Origin of the sequence: Aerococcus loyolae (genome assembly GCF_002871915.2) — a bacterium.
Classification (GTDB): Bacteria; Bacillota; Bacilli; order Lactobacillales; family Aerococcaceae; genus Aerococcus; species Aerococcus loyolae.
Genome location: NZ_CP126958.1, coordinates 1,271,028 through 1,286,597, shown reverse-complemented (window position 1 = coordinate 1,286,597; position 15,570 = coordinate 1,271,028). Strand labels below are relative to the sequence as shown.

The 15,570-nt window shown below is 43.8% G+C and carries 16 protein-coding genes; 10 read left to right on the top strand and 6 right to left on the bottom strand.

Annotated features, from left to right (window positions below; genetic code table 11):
- The first annotated feature begins 122 nt into the window (after nt 1-122).
- The 5 genes from CJ190_RS05865 to CJ190_RS05845 all read left to right on the top strand — a co-directional run bounded on the left by CJ190_RS05865 (nt 123) and on the right by CJ190_RS05845 (nt 4,900).
- On the top strand, nt 123-701 hold the full coding sequence (locus tag CJ190_RS05865) for a cell division protein ZapA (RefSeq protein ID WP_064292154.1): 579 nt from the start codon (nt 123-125) through the stop codon (nt 699-701).
- A 15-nt stretch (nt 702-716) separates the two neighbouring features.
- Entirely contained in the window at nt 717-1,286 is a 570-nt protein-coding gene (locus CJ190_RS05860; RefSeq protein ID WP_064292155.1) for a CvpA family protein, read from the top strand.
- Between the two features lie 74 nt (nt 1,287-1,360).
- Nucleotides 1,361-3,748, top strand: coding sequence for an endonuclease MutS2 (locus tag CJ190_RS05855; RefSeq protein ID WP_070597984.1), 2,388 nt, complete (start codon nt 1,361-1,363; stop codon nt 3,746-3,748).
- Nucleotides 3,749-3,910: 162 nt separating this feature from the next.
- The gene (gene trxA, locus CJ190_RS05850) at nt 3,911-4,225 is read left to right on the top strand and encodes a thioredoxin (RefSeq protein ID WP_064292157.1); all 315 of its coding nucleotides are present in this window, start codon (nt 3,911-3,913) and stop codon (nt 4,223-4,225) included.
- 246 nt (nt 4,226-4,471) lie between these two features.
- The gene (locus CJ190_RS05845; protein WP_064292158.1) at nt 4,472-4,900 is read left to right on the top strand and encodes a hypothetical protein; all 429 of its coding nucleotides are present in this window, start codon (nt 4,472-4,474) and stop codon (nt 4,898-4,900) included.
- 67 nt (nt 4,901-4,967) lie between these two features.
- On the opposite strand, the gene mgsA is transcribed toward CJ190_RS05845, so the two are convergent.
- Nucleotides 4,968-5,435 (bottom strand): methylglyoxal synthase, encoded by a 468-nt coding sequence (mgsA, locus tag CJ190_RS05840; RefSeq protein ID WP_064292159.1) that lies wholly within the window; start codon nt 5,433-5,435, stop codon nt 4,968-4,970.
- 94 nt (nt 5,436-5,529) lie between these two features.
- On the bottom strand, nt 5,530-6,750 hold the full coding sequence (locus CJ190_RS05835) for a sodium/glutamate symporter (protein WP_082888583.1): 1,221 nt from the start codon (nt 6,748-6,750) through the stop codon (nt 5,530-5,532).
- Nucleotides 6,751-7,105: 355 nt separating this feature from the next.
- On the opposite strand from CJ190_RS05835, the gene racE reads away from it, so the two are divergent.
- The 3 genes from racE to CJ190_RS05820 are packed head-to-tail and all read left to right on the top strand — an operon-like array spanning nt 7,106 to nt 9,042.
- A complete protein-coding gene (racE, locus tag CJ190_RS05830; RefSeq protein WP_064292160.1) occupies nt 7,106-7,927 on the top strand; it encodes a glutamate racemase in 822 nt (273 codons plus the stop codon).
- A gap of 3 nt (nt 7,928-7,930) precedes the next feature.
- On the top strand, nt 7,931-8,545 hold the full coding sequence (locus tag CJ190_RS05825) for an XTP/dITP diphosphatase (RefSeq protein WP_064292161.1): 615 nt from the start codon (nt 7,931-7,933) through the stop codon (nt 8,543-8,545).
- Entirely contained in the window at nt 8,542-9,042 is a 501-nt protein-coding gene (locus CJ190_RS05820) for a metallophosphoesterase (RefSeq protein ID WP_064292162.1), read from the top strand. The genes CJ190_RS05825 and CJ190_RS05820 overlap by 4 nt, the downstream gene beginning before the upstream one ends.
- A gap of 283 nt (nt 9,043-9,325) precedes the next feature.
- Here CJ190_RS05820 and CJ190_RS05815 read toward each other — a convergent pair whose 3' ends face one another.
- A complete protein-coding gene (locus tag CJ190_RS05815) occupies nt 9,326-10,213 on the bottom strand; it encodes a mechanosensitive ion channel family protein (RefSeq protein ID WP_064292163.1) in 888 nt (295 codons plus the stop codon).
- Nucleotides 10,214-10,380: 167 nt separating this feature from the next.
- Here CJ190_RS05815 and CJ190_RS05810 point away from each other — a divergent pair, with 167 nt between their 5' ends.
- Nucleotides 10,381-10,899, top strand: a complete 519-nt coding sequence (locus CJ190_RS05810; protein WP_013668516.1) for a DUF948 domain-containing protein — start codon at nt 10,381-10,383, stop codon at nt 10,897-10,899.
- A gap of 43 nt (nt 10,900-10,942) precedes the next feature.
- The gene (locus CJ190_RS05805; protein WP_013670128.1) at nt 10,943-11,437 is read left to right on the top strand and encodes a YtxH domain-containing protein; all 495 of its coding nucleotides are present in this window, start codon (nt 10,943-10,945) and stop codon (nt 11,435-11,437) included.
- A 266-nt stretch (nt 11,438-11,703) separates the two neighbouring features.
- On the opposite strand, the gene CJ190_RS05800 is transcribed toward CJ190_RS05805, so the two are convergent.
- The 3 genes from CJ190_RS05800 to CJ190_RS05790 are packed head-to-tail and all read right to left on the bottom strand — an operon-like array spanning nt 11,704 to nt 15,569.
- Nucleotides 11,704-12,360, bottom strand: a complete 657-nt coding sequence (locus tag CJ190_RS05800; protein ID WP_064292164.1) for a V-type ATP synthase subunit D — start codon at nt 12,358-12,360, stop codon at nt 11,704-11,706.
- Entirely contained in the window at nt 12,360-13,793 is a 1,434-nt protein-coding gene (locus tag CJ190_RS05795; RefSeq protein ID WP_064292165.1) for a V-type ATP synthase subunit B, read from the bottom strand. The genes CJ190_RS05800 and CJ190_RS05795 overlap by 1 nt, the downstream gene beginning before the upstream one ends.
- Nucleotides 13,794-13,805: 12 nt before the next feature.
- Entirely contained in the window at nt 13,806-15,569 is a 1,764-nt protein-coding gene (locus tag CJ190_RS05790; RefSeq protein WP_070597985.1) for a V-type ATP synthase subunit A, read from the bottom strand.
- Between the last annotated feature and the right edge of the window lies 1 nt (nt 15,570).

Here is a 15,570-nt window from a genome sequence, read left to right as displayed (position 1 = left end):
ATAAAAATGATTAAGGGGCTGGGATAACTTTCTCAGCTCTTTTTATTATTAGGGCAATGACTAGTCAAGCCCTCGTGTCAATGGTAGAATAAGGAGTAAATGTTCAGGAAAGGAGACTGTTCATGACTGAGTCGCAGCAAGAATATACCGCTCATTTTGGAAAACAAACTGTAAAAATTGTCGGCAATAAATCTGAAGAACATATTGAAGAAGTGGTTCGCCGGGTGAATATCGCCTTAAATGAAATTAAAAGCAAACCTTCAATTCTCTCTAATCAGAAAATGGCCCTCTTAGTCGCTGTCAATGCGACCTCCCATTGGCTGGAAAATGAAGCAGAAATCGCTAGCCAAAGAGAGCAAATAGAACGTTTGAGCCGGCAAAAAGCTCGCTTAGAGACTGAATTACAAACCCTAAAGCAAACGATTCAACAACCTAATTTAACCGCTTTCTCTGAAGGGGGCAAGCTGATCCAAGCTAAAAGTCAACCTTCCTATAGCCAAGCTAGTCAAAGCTTACTCAGTGAAAGTCAGAGACAGGTCAAGGCAGCTAAGGCGAGTGAAAATAAAGGACAAAGTAGTAAAAAGACTTCCCAGCAGGCTAAAGCTAGCCAAGACAAGCAAAAAGCGGACCCTTCTGTGGTTTACTATGATCCCTTTGCAGCTAAGAAAGCCCAAGGCCTCTCCAAGACGCCCCGTGATTAGAAAGGAGGGCTTGGCTTGTCTAATACCACCATTACCTTAATCTTAGTCCTGATATTTTTTGCCTTAACCATTATGGATTATAGTCGCCGGACTTTTGGTGTGCAGCTCCTGCAGGTCCTATCCTTAGGAGTCAGCTTCTTTGTGGCTAAGGAGTACTTTTTACCTTTAGCGGAGAAGTTAGAATTGATTATCCCTTTTCCTGGCTATTCCATGACCAGTGACTTCTCATACTATCCAGATGCTGTCCTAACCAATATGGATGTGATTTACTATCGGGCCATGGCCTTTGCCCTTATATTAGTGGGGGTCCAAGCAGTTAAGAGCTTTATTCTCTACCTCTTTTCACCGTCTAAGTATCGAAAAGGCCAAGGAAAGGTCCTGAGCCTGGGTGGCTTTATTACTGGTTTTATCACTGCCTGGTTCACCTTGTTTTTTGTCTTTGCCATCCTGTCTTTACTGGGACTGGAAGGTGTCCAAGGCTTCTTAAGTCATAATAGTGTGGCCGAGTTCTTTATCCGTCGCACCCCCTTCCTTACCCATGAAGTCTTTAACTTATGGTTTGCCGGTATAGCAATCGCCATATAGCCAGGGGCTCTGACCTAGGTCACAGCCTCTTTTTTTATTAGATGGTCAGTTGATCGTGAAAAAGGAGCATCTCTGTGAATAAAAAAATAGAAAAAATCTTAGAATTCGATAAAATTACCGGGGCCCTAGCCAAAGAAACGGTAACCGCCCTAGGAAAGAACCAAGCCTTACAGCTTAAACCCATGACCGAACCCGAAAAGATTGAGTCCGCTTTGACTGATATTGATGAAATGCAAAGCATTGATGAAGCTCAACGCAGTTTGCCACTGGGTCAATTAGTTGACGTGGGACCTTTGATGAAGCGCTTAGATATTGGCGGCATCTTGAATGGCCAAGAACTGGCCCATGTGGGTCGGGTCTTGAAAAGTGTCAGTGAAGTCAGTCATTTCTTTAAAGAGATTGAGGATTTAGACCTTGACGTAGAGCAAATGCAAGGCTATGTGAGTGACTTTGCTAACCATAAGGACCTGGCTAAAAAGATTAACCAGGCCATTGCTAGTGATGGCTCGGTCTATGATGAAGCCAGCAGTCACTTACACAGTATTCGCCAAAGTATCAAGGCAGAAGAAGCCCATATTCGGATGAGTTTGGATAATATAATTAAATCCAGCCAAGCCGATTATCTGAGTGACCAAATTGTGACCATTCGTAATGACCGCTATGTCTTACCGGTCAAGCAAGAATACCGTCGCAAGTTCGGCGGCGTGGTCCACGACCAAAGTGCCTCAGGGCAGACCCTCTATATTGAACCCCAAGTCGTGATGGAGTCCAATAACAAGGTGCATAGCCTGCGGATTGAAGAGCAGGCAGAAATTGAGCGGATTTTTGCGGAGTTATCAGCCGACCTAGCTCCCCATAGTCAAGAAATTAATCAAAATAATCAAATCTTGGGGCAACTTGATTTCATCCAAGCCAAGTGGCGCTATGCGAAAAAGCAGGACGCCCACCGGCCTCTCATTGCCCAAGATCACCAGTCTTTGAACCTAGAAGAAGCCGTCCACCCCTTATTAAATCCTAAGACAGCTGTTGCAAATACCATTAGCTTTGACGGTGACTACCGCATGTTAATTATTACCGGGCCCAATACCGGCGGGAAGACCATTACTTTAAAGACAACTGGCTTACTGCAGTTAATGGGGCAATCGGGTCTCTATATTACTGCCAAGGCTGATAGCCGCATTGGGGTTTTTGACCGTATCTTTGCTGATATTGGGGATGAACAATCGATTGAAGCTAACCTATCGACTTTTTCTGGTCATATGACTAATATTATCTCAATCCTAGAGGCGATTGATGACCAGTCCTTAGTCTTGATCGATGAATTAGGTTCGGGAACTGACCCTAAGGAAGGGGCAGCTTTAGCAATGGCGATTTTAAACCGGCTTGCTCAAGTGGGGTGTACGGTTCTAGCAACCACCCACTATCCCGAGCTCAAGGCCTATGCCTTTGAAGAGCCCAGTGCGATTAATGCCAGTGTTGAATTCGATGAGAAAACCCTGACACCAACTTACCGCCTATTAATCGGGCAACCGGGGCGGTCTAACGCTTTTGATATTTCTCAACGTTTGGGACTGGACCAAAGCATTGTGGATGAGGCCCGCTATTATGTCGGTGAAGAAAGTCAATCCTTAAATGAAATGATCGATGACTTGGATGAGAAGCGCCAAGCCTATGAAAGGGACAACCAAGCCCTAAGCCAAGATTTACAAGACGCTGACAAGTTACTCGCTGATTTGAAGAAGGACTACCGAGCCCTGGAAAATGACAAGATTACCTATTTAAACCGGGCTAAAAAAGAAGCTAATGACCTGGTGGCTAAGACCCAGGAAAAGGCTGATAAGCTCTTGGGTGATATTAGAGAATGGCAGAAGAATAACCCTCATGGTCAAAATGTTAAAGAACATGAAATGATTGACAAACAAAAGCAAATCGCTAACTTGACCCAAGAAGAGCAACAGTTGAAAAAGAACAAGGTCCTCAAACGTCAAAAACGCAAAAAAAATAAGGACTTGGAAGTTGGCGACGAAGTCAAGGTTATCCCATATAGTCAAATGGGGACCTTGGTGGAAAAACGTGAAGATAAACACTGGTTGGTTCAAATGGGCATGTTGAAGATGGAAATCTCTGAAAAAGACTTAGAGCTTCAGGAAAAGAGCCAGCCCAAGTCTAAGGGAAAAAAAGGTTCTAGCACCGTGAGAGCTAGTCAAAGTAAGAATATTAAGTCTGAACTTGACCTCCGGGGCATGCGCTATGAAGAGGCTATGACCGCCCTTGACCGCTATATCGACCAGGCTCTGCTGGCCAATTACCCCCAAGTCACCATTATCCATGGCTTTGGTACTGGAGTGATCCGGGACGGGGTACAGAAATATTTAAGAAATAATAAACGGGTTAAGTCCTTCTCCTACGCTCCCCATAATCTGGGTGGCCAAGGGGCAACTATTGTTAAATTTGGCGACTAGCGACCATTACTAAATAAAAGTAAGCAAAAATTTTTTGCTAAAGTAAAGAACATGCTATAATAAAGCCTGCAAGTGAGGGGGAAGGTCAGTAGCGAGACTCCCTGCCACTTTAAAGCATTGCTCATAGAGTGACTAATTGAAATAATTTAAGGAGGAAGTTAAATGGTACAAACATTAACCGATCAAAATTTTGTAGAAGAAACGAGTGAAGGCGTCGTTTTAATCGACTTCTGGGCAACTTGGTGTGGTCCTTGCCGGATGCAATCTCCAATTGTTGACCAACTCGATGAAGAAATGGGCGACCAAGTGAAATTTGCTAAGATGGATGTGGATGAAAATCCTGATACCCCACGTGAATTTGGCATTATGTCTATCCCAACCTTAATCGTTAAAAAAGACGGCCAAGTGGTTGAACAACTGGTTGGTTACACACCAAAAGAAAAATTGGAAAGTATTCTTGAAAATCATTTAGACTAAGCAAGAGTTAAAGGAGTGCTGCATTTAAGTGCGGCACTTTTTATTTTTCTGAGGATTTATTATTTAATTTTTAGGGTTAATCGCACTAGAGACTAGCGGATTTGTTCGCAAATTTAAACTTTTATCTTATAACTCACTGTGAGACTTATGATTTTACATCAATGGATTTTTATTTATACTAAAAATAGATGGGAAAGAAAACCTTCGTAAAGCTTTGAACAGCCTACCAATAAGGAGATGATCCAGATGGTTAAGTTACTTCGTTTTTTAAACACCATTCCCCTTATCTATATCCTGGTCTTTTTTGCCTTGTCAGGGCTGGCCTGGGTAATGTCTAGCCTTGAAATTTTAGAAGCCCTAGGAGGATTATTGCTGACCTTGGCAGTGATTTCCTACCCAGCTATCGGTCTATTTTCTATCCTCCTGCTGAGTTTAGGTCTTCTGGTTTACTTTAAGGAGAGCAACTGGCAAGCCAAGCATGCTATGAAGCGCCATGCTCTCTTCCTTATCCTAATGAATGCGATTTATTACTCAGTCTTTCCCATTGACGACTTTTTGATGGCAAGAACCCAGTTAAATACTGATTTTGTCGTTTATGCTTTATACCTTTCAGTGTTTGTCTTGTCAGCCCTATTATGGTGGAATAACCATAACTGGCGGCAAGTTAAGCACTAGAGAAAAAGAAAAGGTCAACTCGGATTTTCTCTTAATCGAGAAGTCTGAGTTGACCTTATTATTTTGCTTAATTTTCTTTAAGTGGACGGTTGACACTTCCATGACTGAGATTTTCGCGGATATCGCGGTTAACCTGCCCATCGGCATAGTCCTCTCGCCAATTGATTAAACCCGCGTCCAAGCCGCGGACTAGGACTTCTGCACTGCCAATATTGGTCGCCAAGGGAACATTGTAAACATCACAGAGACGAATCAGAGCATTCACATCTGGTTCATGGGGCATGGCTGTTAGGGGGTCTCTTAAGAAGATGACGCAATCGATCTGATTTTGTGAGACTTCAGCACCAATTTGCTGGTCACCGCCTAAGGGGCCAGATTGGTAGCAATGGACTTTAAGACCAGTCGCTTGATTAATGCGCTTGCCAGTGGTTCCGGTCGCCACTAAGTCATGCTGACTGAGAATATCCTGGTAGGCAGTGGTCAATTGGATCATTAATTCTTTCTTACTATCGTGGGCAATGAGTGCTATCCGCATGGAGGTCTTCCTTTCCTTTGTAATAGGGATTGTTCATTTCTATCATAAACAAATTCCTAGGGAAAAGAAAGTTAAGCGACTACTATTAGTTGTCCTAAGCAATCAGATGGATGAAGCCGTAGATAGCAAAGATATTAATAAAGTCAATAAAAAGTGCTCCCACGATAGAAACGGCTAGAAAGGCTAATGGGCTAGCTCCATATTCATGGGTGATTTGCCGCATGCAGGCCATGGCGTTGGAGGAAGACCCCATCCCGAAGCCAATAAATCCTGCGGTCATTACGGCCGAGTCGTAGTTTTTCCCCATAGTATAAAAGACAATATAACGAGCAAAAGCCAGAGTCACTACTGTTTCGGCCACAATAATTAAAAGCATGGGTAGGGCCATATCAATAATGGTCCATAATTCTAGCCCTACCATGGTCAAGGCCAGGAAGAGATTAAGAGAGATATCTGAAGTCACATCCAGAGCAGCATCATCAAGGATAGACCGTTCCTTGGCATCAGAGATATTACGAGCGGTGGCTGCCACAATCATCGGGCCAATATAAACGGGGAAGGTAATTCCTCCCACTAATTTACCCACGACGGTGTTAATAATTTCGGTGACAAAAGTCCCCACAAAAATCACTAGTAAGGTGCCATACAACATATAGCCTATCCGTTCAGCGGTTAAGCGTTGGTGTTGGGGATGGCGGTGGTAGCGGTTGCTGGTGTTTGCTGATGCATTGTCATCTTTAGCGGAAAGGGAGTATTTTTTTGCGATACCTGACGCAACTGGACCACCAGAAAGTGAGCCCATCACAATTCCTAGGGTAGCTGCAATAATTCCCACTGAGGTAGCGTTGTCGTACCCCAAGTTGACAATGGTTGGGGAGACAGCTGCCGCCGTTCCTGGACCGCCGACTAAGGCTGGAGAACCAAGCAAGAGGGCCAAGGGGCCGGGGATATCTAAGAATTTACCCAGAACCAGGGCCAGGATATTTTGGATAAAGATGGCTAAAATAGCAATAAAGAGGAATTTCATCACCACACCCTTAGCCCGTGATAAGGCTTGGATACTGGCAGAAAAACCAATGGTGGTAAAGTATACAACCATAAATAGGGTAGACAGCGAGGTGTCCAAGTTAAACGTGACCAGGTTAGTCAACCGTAAAAACATGTTGACTAAGGCAAAGGCTAAGCCACCTACTATAGCAGGGGGCAGGGAATATTCTTCGAGCACCGGAAAGACATTGGTCATCCACTTACCAAAAAATAAGGCAAGCACAGCGAGGCCGAGTGTCTGAACGATATCAAAATTAACTGTAATCATATAATCGCTCCTCAATATGATTGAACATTGTATTTAAATAAGTACTTATAATTATAATACCATGTCTTATAAATTAATGTCATTAATTATGTCATTTAATATATCATATTGACCCGCTGACTAAGAAAATCATTGCTAATTAAAAGCAAAGGAAAACCTATCAAATTAGGTCTTTATGGAAGATTTCAACTTTTAAGGTCTCAATAAATTGTAATAAAAAATAACATTAAAAATGACTTCTTTCTGTTAAAGCGCTTAGCCTCTATATTTTGAGCTAAGGGATTACTATAATTAGAAAAGCTCTTTTGCTATAATAGAAGTATTGATTTGACTTTTTATTGTTAGGAGTGTCACCATGAAGCGTCCCATTGGTTTTCTCGATTCAGGAGTGGGTGGCTTAACCGTTGTCAAAGAAGCCATGCGCCAGTTGCCCAATGAGTCGATAATTTATATCGGGGATAATGCCCGCTGTCCTTATGGGCCCCGGCCAGAGGCGGAGATTAACGAATTCACTCAAGAATTAGTTGATTTTCTCCTGGAGCAAAATATTAAAATGCTTGTGATTGCTTGCAATACCGCAACAGCAGTGTCACTGGAGCGGATCCGTGAACGGGTGAATATTCCGGTCATTGGTGTTATCCACCCCGGTGCTCGAGCAGCTAACCGTTATAGTGAAAACGGCCATATCGGGATTTTGGCTACAGAAGCCACTATCAACAGTCATTTCTACCAAAATGTTCTACTAGACCATAACAAGCATTTAACCCTCTATCCCTTGGTTTGTTCCAAATTCGTGCCCTTAGTAGAAAGTGGCCAATATTCCTCACCGATTGCTAAGAAAATTGTGGCTGAAAGCCTTTATGATTTGAAACAGACAGCTATTGATACCTTGATTCTGGGCTGCACCCATTATCCCTTATTAGCTCCCCTAATCCAAAAATTCATGGGGCCGGGGGTACGCCTGGTCAATTCTGGCGCTGAAACCGTGAGTGATGTTTCGGCAATCCTCGATCTCTATAATCTAGCGGAATCTTCATGGAACCCAGAAGCCGCGACTTATCAGTTTTATACTACCGGAGGGGTGGCCCTGTTCAAGGATATTGCCAAGACCTGGCTGCAAAAAGACATACCGGTCAATCGGATCCCCCTCAGTCAATTAGAAGCAAAAAAGGAGTAGACCATGGCTAATAATAATCTCTTAATCGCCACCAAAAATCCTGGTAAGGCCAGGGAATTCCAACAATTATTTGCCCCTCTAGGTTTTACCGTTAAAACTCTCTTAGACTATCCAGACATAGATGATATTCCAGAAACGGGATCCAGTTTTTTGGAAAATGCTAGTCAAAAGGCTAGCACAGCAGCAAAACTCCTACAGGTTCCTACTATCGCTGATGACTCTGGTTTGGAAATTGAAGCCCTCAACGGGGAACCCGGGATCTATTCGGCTCGTTATGCTGGTCTAGACAAGAATGACCAAGCTAACCGGCAAAAAGTCTTACTGACTATGGAAGATGTTCCAGATGGCAAGCGTCAGGCCCAATTTACCTGTGCCCTAGTCTTAAGCCATTCGGATGGCCAAGTCTATAAACACTATATTGGTCACTTGGCCGGAGAAATCCTAAGGGAAGAGCGGGGGAGTAACGGATTCGGTTATGATTCAATCTTTTACCTTCCAGACTACCAAAAAACGACAGCAGAAATTGATCCTGACTTAAAAAATAAGATCAGTCACCGCGGCCAAGCCATGGCCCAACTCAAAGCCGATATTGAAGCAGGAAAGGTGGAATTACAATGAAAATATTACTAATTTCAGATAGCCATGGGGATAGCCAAATCTTATCAGACTTGGTTGCACGCTACCAAGACCAAGTTGATCTCATGCTCCATTGCGGTGATTCTGAATTAGATCCTAGCGACAGTATTTGGAATGTGATCGAACCGGTAAAGGGCAATTGCGACTTTGGCCCTTACCAGCCTGAGCGGATTATAGATACACCAGAAGGCCGGTTGATCTATACCCATGGTCACCTCTATGGGGTCAAGGCGGGAGTAGAGAAATACGCTGAATATGCCAAGAAACAAGGCTGTCAAATTGCTGTCTATGGTCACACGCATATCATGGATGATCAGGTCCTTGATGGGGTGCATTTAATTAACCCAGGATCCGTACGTTTCCCCCGTGGTAACTATCTCATCCCCACCTATGCCATCTTAGACTGGCAAGCTGACCAAGAAAAAGTCACCTTCTACCAAAGAAACGGCGAAAAAGTCCCCGAAAAATTCCTGCCATAAAAGGCGAGAGTGTGACAAGCGCGCCAAAGAGCACGATCGCTGGAAGAAAAGGTCGTAAAAATTCTCAAGGAGAATTTGTCGCCATTTTCTGAAGCGGATGCTTGCTCTGCGCTTGGAACAGGTTTGGTTAGAGTGCGACAGTCACACCAAAAGGCAATATTACAGAAAAACCATTCAATTAAAACGTAATACATGAAAAAGGCTGGGAATTTCATCCCAGCCTTTAAGATCTTGTCTAACAAATATCTTACTGTAGAAAGCCAGAGATCCTTATCATGGCTTTTTATTTGTTTTCGTTTTTATTTTCGGCGTGTTTATAATCGACGCTGATATGAGAGACTGCTCTTTGGGAGTCAGGTTGTTCGATACCGGCTTCTCTTAAGGCATTGGTGAGTTCTTCATAGTACTTGCTTTGAACATCTTCCTGGCTGCCGTTGACACAGAAGAAGCGGATTCGATAAACAAGTTGGTGGTCAACATTTCGAGTTACGCCCAGTAATACCGGTGGCTTAGATAGGTTCTCGTCGGGGGCCAAATCGTCAAGACGTTTCTTAATGACAGCGACGAATTCATTAATATCGGTATCAGCAAAGTAAGATAAATCAACTTCACTACGGATAGGATTTCGTGAATTATTGACCACTACTTCAATTTGGCGGTTAGGAATAAAATTCATGGTCCCATCGAAACCGCGAATAACGGTAGTTTTAATCCCAATCTTTTCTACGATACCGCTGACTTGATCGATTACTACGGAATCACCAACGTCTAGCTGGTGTTCTAGCAGAATAAACATGCCGTTGACCATGTCGGTAACCAAGCCCTGGGCGCCAATACCTACTGCAATACTGGCTATCCCAGCACCAGCTAAGAGCGTGGCAACAGGGACGCCAAGAATGGCTAGGGTAGAGTAACCAAGCAGGAAGTAATACACGTACTGGGTAATATTGGTCAGCAGGGCTTTCATGGTTTTTGACCGGTAGTTATTATTGGAAAAACGGGCAGTTTTATCAAAGTAAGTATTAATCAAACGCACCGTAATCCGGCGAATAATGTATAGCAAGACCACCGTGAGGACTAATTGTAAGAGGGTGGTCAGTAACTGGGATAAGATATTTTCTAGATCGATATTACCCAGATAATTGGTGAACCATTGACTGATGAATTGCATTGAGACTTTCCTTTCTTGTTCATAGATATAGTTTATACGTTATTTCAATAAAGGTAAAGCCAAGCCACTGGAAGCGATTATATTTTGTATTATAGGTAAAAAATGGTATCATATAGGTATATTAAAAATAAGAAAGTCACTTAAAGATGTGAGGAGTGATGTATAGCATGACATGGAGTGAGATAGCGGCAATTATTGCTGCAGTATCCTTCGCTGTTTTAGTGGTTTTTCTTGTTTTATTTATCCGTCAATTGACACAAACGGTTAAAGAAGTTGTGAATACAGTTGATGAGGCCAATAAAACAATTGCCGTTCTCCGACGCGATGTCGACGGTATCTCAGTAGAAGCTCAAGGCCTACTTAATAAGACCAACCAATTATTGGAAGACGTTAACGGTAAGGTAGCTAAGGTTGATCCTTTATTCCAAGCAGTGGGAGATGTTGGAGTTTCCATTTCCGATGTGAATGATTCTACCCGCGATTTGGTATTGAATATCACCAATAAAGCGGATGAAAAAGTTGATCAAGCCAAAGCTGGTTACAAGAAAGTACGTCAAGCCAGTGAAAATAGCCAGGTTGATCCCAAGGTTTCTGGCTTTGAAAAGATTGGAAAATCAGCTAAATTACTTAAGAAAAAACGCGACATGCGTAAGGCTCAAGAACAATCTGAAACCAAGGCATTTTAGCCTAATATAGTGAATGTGTTAAAAAGGAAAGGAAGTATATCTTATGTCAAATAAAACAGGTGCATTTTTACTCGGAGCAATTATTGGTGGATCAGCAGCAGCTGTAACAGCTTTATTATTCGCACCAAAATCTGGTAAAGAATTACGTCAAGACATCAATGACCAAGCGAACAACTTAAAAGACACAGCGATGGACTATGCTGATCTTGCTATCGAAAAAGGAAACACTATCTACGAAGCCACTTCAGATGCAGCTAACGACATCCGCGTTAACCTACAAGAAAGTGCTGACACCCTTAAAGACTCCTTACAAGAAACTGGCCGTGTAGCCAACGAACAATACCACAAGGCTAAAGACGACGTTAAGGAAGCTTACGACTACACCAAGGAATATGTCGATGAAGCAGCTCAAGACGCTAAAGACGAAGCCAAAAAAGCTGGTAAAGAAGTCGAAGAAAAATCAAAAGATGTCGCAGACACCGCTAAAAAAGAAGCCAAAGACGGCAAGGAAGAAGCTAAAAGCCAAGCTAAAAAATAAGGCTTAAGATAAATGAAAAGGAAGCTGAATTAAATCAGCTTCCTTTTTTTATACCCTTTTTTAAATAAGACATTACTGAATAAGCTATTATGTATAAAAAAGAAGCCCAGGCAAATCCTAGACTTCTTTTTAGTTATTGTCACACTCTATGCAAACCTGCTCCGGGCGCAGATCGCTCTCCACTTCACTAAAGTGCAAGAAATCCTTTTCAAGAATTTTTGCTCTTTAGCTCCAGTGTTATCGATCTTTGATGCACCCGTCGCACTCTATGCTTCAGAGCGCATGCGTTCTTTTTGGGCTTCATCCTTGGCGGTTAAGATGCGTTTAACCACTTTAAGACGGGTGAATTCTTCTCTTTCCTTTTCTTCAAGGGCCGAGGAGATGTCTCTTTGGGCGTCTTGTAATTGCGGAATAGTGATATTCTTCAAGGCGTTAACCCGTTTTTGAGTTTTTTGGATATTTGAGGCAAGCCGGTAAGCGGCATTTTCCACTTGGGCCAGTTGCATCTCTAAGTCCTTGACTGTTTCAAAGGCAATCCGGGCTTCGTCCATTTTTGTGGTAGTTTGAGAGAAGGAATAGGCCGGTTGCATGGCTTCAGCTTGGTAGTCGACCTCAGGCACCTCACTGCCCATCACGCTGCGGACTTTGAGACTAAGGCTATCGGATTGGGGCACATCTTGGGCCCAGTCCGCAATGGTATGTAAACCAATCTCTCTTTGGGCTTCAAAGAGGCACTCATAGGCCTTTTTATAAGCTTCCTTTAATTGCTCTTGGACTTTCTTAGCCTTTTGCACCAAGGACATGATTTCATTCATTAAAATCATCCGTTTACGGTCCATTAATTCATGGCCGTTCTTGGATAAGCGCAAGGTTTTTTCAACCTGCATGAGATTCCCCTTGGTGGGGGTGTGGTTGACTTCCATTAGTCCTCACCGTCCTGCTTACTATCCTTATCTAGGGCATCTTTTTTGTAAGAATAAGTGGTGTCTTCATAATATTTGTCGAGTAATTGACTATCCATCCGGTTTAACTCGGTCCGTGGGAAGCTACGGAGTAGGTCCCAACCCAAGTTCAAGGTATCGGTAATAGTCCGGTTCTCATCTTGCTTTTGCCCAATAAATTCTTGTTCAAAGGCTTCTCCGAAGGCTAAGTATTTCTTATCCAAGTCAGAAAGTTCTTCTTCCCCGATAACCGATGCTAAGGAACGGGCATCAATAGCTTGGGAGTAAGCGGCGAAGAGTTGGTTAGATACCGCGTCATGGTCCTCACGGGTGTAGCCATCCCCAATCCCGTCCTTCATTAAACGGGACAAGGAAGGCAGGGGATTAATTGGTGGATAGATATTCTTCCCTTCAATACTCCGGTCCAAGACCACCTGACCTTCAGTAATATAACCGGTAAGGTCAGGAATCGGGTGGGTGATGTCATCGTTAGGCATGGTTAGAATTGGAATTTGGGTCACTGAACCTTGCCGTCCTTTAACAATACCTGCCCGTTCGTAGATAGTAGCTAACTCGGAATAGAGGTAGCCAGGATAACCTTTACGGGAAGGGATTTCTTGTTTAGCGTTAGAAACTTCACGCAAGGCTTCACAGAAGGAAGTCATATCGGTCAAAATAACCAGGACATGCTTGCCTAAGTCATAGGCCAGGTATTCGGCGGTAGTGAGGGCCATCCGTGGGGTAATCAAACGTTCCATCACGGGGTCGTCAGCAGTATTGACGAACATGGTCACGTGTTCCATAGCGCCACTTTCTTCAAAGGATCGCTTAAAGAAGTCGGCCACATCGTGTTTAACCCCCATGGCAGCAAAGACGACCGCAAATTCGCCGTCAACGCCGTCACCGAGTTTGGCTTGCTTAGCAATTTGAGCAGCCAGTTGGTTATGAGGCATCCCATCACCGGAGAAGATTGGTAACTTTTGCCCGCGAATCAGGGTCGTTAAGCCGTCAATAGCGGAAAAACCAGTTTCGATATAGTCACGGGGATAGATCCGTGAGACCGGGTTGAGGGGCGCTCCATTGACATCACGGCTGACCTCAGCGTGGATAGCGCCTAAGCCATCGATCGGTTGACCGATCCCGTTAAAGGTCCGTCCTAAGATATCAGGACCTAGGCCTAATTCCATCCCCTTACCGGTAAAGTGAGTATGGGTATTATCTAGGGACATCCCAGTAGTCGAGTCAAAAACCTGTATCAGGGCATGTTCGCCTTCAATTGTGATAATTTGACCCACTTTTTGGTCAGAACGGTTAGTTCGGAAGCGGACAATGTCACCATAGGCCGCCCCTCTAACACCGTCGACCACGACAAGAGGGCCTTCAATCGAACTTAATCCTAAATATTCAATTGCCATTTATTTTCCCCCTTATCCATTTTCTTGCATTGCTTTTTCATAGAAGCGATCGATATCTTCATAATAATGATCAAAGGCTTCTAAGTCATCATTTGGCACATCAAACTTCATGGTAATTAATTGGTTAAAGATATCAGCCTTAGCGATATAAGACATTGGCATCCCCCATTGGACCAATTGTTGGCAGCGGGAATGGAGATAGAGAATCACATCTAACATCTTGGCTTGCTTAGCAATCGGCACTGCTTGGTCGATTTCGTGGAAGGTGTTTTGTTGTAAGAAACCTAAACGAATAATTCGTGCGGTTTGAAGGGTTAATTTTTGCGAATCAGGTAAGATATCTGAACCAATTAACTTAACAATTTCATTTAATTCATCTTCTTCGTGGAGTAGGGCCATCATTTGTGAGCGGTTCTCCACGAATTCTTCGGAAACCTGTTTATTATACCAAGCCGTTAGGTCATCCACGTATTGAGAATAGGAATTCATCCAGTTAATGGCTGGGTAGTGACGGGCATGGGCCAGGTTGGCATCCAGTCCCCAGAAACAACGAACAAAACGCTTGGTGTTTTGGGTCACGGGTTCAGAGAAGTCCCCTCCTTGAGGGGAGACCGCCCCGATAATTGACACTGAACCATTGTCGTGGTTGAGGGTTTCCATATCGCCGGCTCTTTCATAGAAGGTTGCGATCCGGCTAGCCAGGTAGGCAGGATAACCTTCTTCAGCTGGCATTTCTTCCAAACGGCCCGATAATTCACGTAAGGCTTCCGCCCAACGGGAAGTGGAATCGGCCATAATGGCCACATCATAACCCATATCCCGATAATATTCAGCAATGGTTAAGCCAGTATAAATGGAAGCTTCCCGAGCGGCCACTGGCATATTGGAAGTGTTAGCGATTAAGACGGTCCGTTCCATTAATGGGGCGTTAGAACGCGGGTCAATCAGTTTAGAGAAATCTTCCAAGACTTCCGTCATTTCATTGCCACGTTCCCCGCAACCAATGTAGACAATGACATCGGCATCGGCAAATTTAGCGATTTGGTGTTGCATGGTGGTTTTCCCAGTACCGAAACCACCTGGAATGGCCGCTGTCCCGCCCTTAGCAATCGGGAAGACGGTATCAATAATCCGTTGTCCAGTAAGCAGTGGGGTAGTACTTTCTAACCGCTTAGCCACAGGTCGTGGGGTACGGATCGGCCATTTTTGATAGGCCTTGACTTGGTATTCCTCACCATTAAATTGGCGGATAGTAGCTAGGGTTTCTTCAATGGTATAAGAACCAGGAGCCACTACATTAACTACTTCACCGACCACAGAATTAGGGACCATGATTTTATGTTTAATGGCTTGGGTTTCTTGGACTTCAGCGATGACGTCCCCAGCTGATACTTGGTCACCGACTTGAACGGTTGGGGTAATTTGCCAAGCTTTTTGGCGGTCGAGCGAGTCGACATTGACGCCTCTTTTAATATAGAAGCCACTCGATTCAGCGATATCTTCTAGGGGCCGTTCAATCCCATCGTAGATATTATTCAAGAGGCCAGGACCCAGCTCAACCGTCATGGCTGAGCCACTCCCGTAAATGGGTTCGCCTGGTTTTAAGCCGGCGGTCTCTTCATAGACTTGGATGGTGGTTTTGGCTTGGTCGATACGAATCACTTCGCCAACTAAGCGACTCTTACCGACATGGACCAATTCTTGCATGGAAAAATCGGTATTGCCCTTGACGGTAACAATGGGGCCATTAATGGCATAAATTGTATTTTCTCCCATC

Coding starts and splice junctions, on each gene's coding strand:
- CJ190_RS05865 (WP_064292154.1), top strand. CDS start 123: ATGACTGAGTCGCAGCAAGAATATACCGCTCATTTTGGAAAACAAACT.
- trxA (WP_064292157.1), top strand. CDS start 3,911: ATGGTACAAACATTAACCGATCAAAATTTTGTAGAAGAAACGAGTGAA.
- CJ190_RS05845 (WP_064292158.1), top strand. CDS start 4,472: ATGGTTAAGTTACTTCGTTTTTTAAACACCATTCCCCTTATCTATATC.
- mgsA (WP_064292159.1), bottom strand. CDS start 5,435: ATGCGGATAGCACTCATTGCCCACGATAGTAAGAAAGAATTAATGATC.
- CJ190_RS05835 (WP_082888583.1), bottom strand. CDS start 6,750: ATGATTACAGTTAATTTTGATATCGTTCAGACACTCGGCCTCGCTGTG.
- racE (WP_064292160.1), top strand. CDS start 7,106: ATGAAGCGTCCCATTGGTTTTCTCGATTCAGGAGTGGGTGGCTTAACC.
- CJ190_RS05825 (WP_064292161.1), top strand. CDS start 7,931: ATGGCTAATAATAATCTCTTAATCGCCACCAAAAATCCTGGTAAGGCC.
- CJ190_RS05820 (WP_064292162.1), top strand. CDS start 8,542: ATGAAAATATTACTAATTTCAGATAGCCATGGGGATAGCCAAATCTTA.
- CJ190_RS05815 (WP_064292163.1), bottom strand. CDS start 10,213: ATGCAATTCATCAGTCAATGGTTCACCAATTATCTGGGTAATATCGAT.
- CJ190_RS05810 (WP_013668516.1), top strand. CDS start 10,381: ATGACATGGAGTGAGATAGCGGCAATTATTGCTGCAGTATCCTTCGCT.
- CJ190_RS05805 (WP_013670128.1), top strand. CDS start 10,943: ATGTCAAATAAAACAGGTGCATTTTTACTCGGAGCAATTATTGGTGGA.
- CJ190_RS05800 (WP_064292164.1), bottom strand. CDS start 12,360: ATGGAAGTCAACCACACCCCCACCAAGGGGAATCTCATGCAGGTTGAA.
- CJ190_RS05795 (WP_064292165.1), bottom strand. CDS start 13,793: ATGGCAATTGAATATTTAGGATTAAGTTCGATTGAAGGCCCTCTTGTC.
- CJ190_RS05790 (WP_070597985.1), bottom strand. CDS start 15,569: ATGGGAGAAAATACAATTTATGCCATTAATGGCCCCATTGTTACCGTC.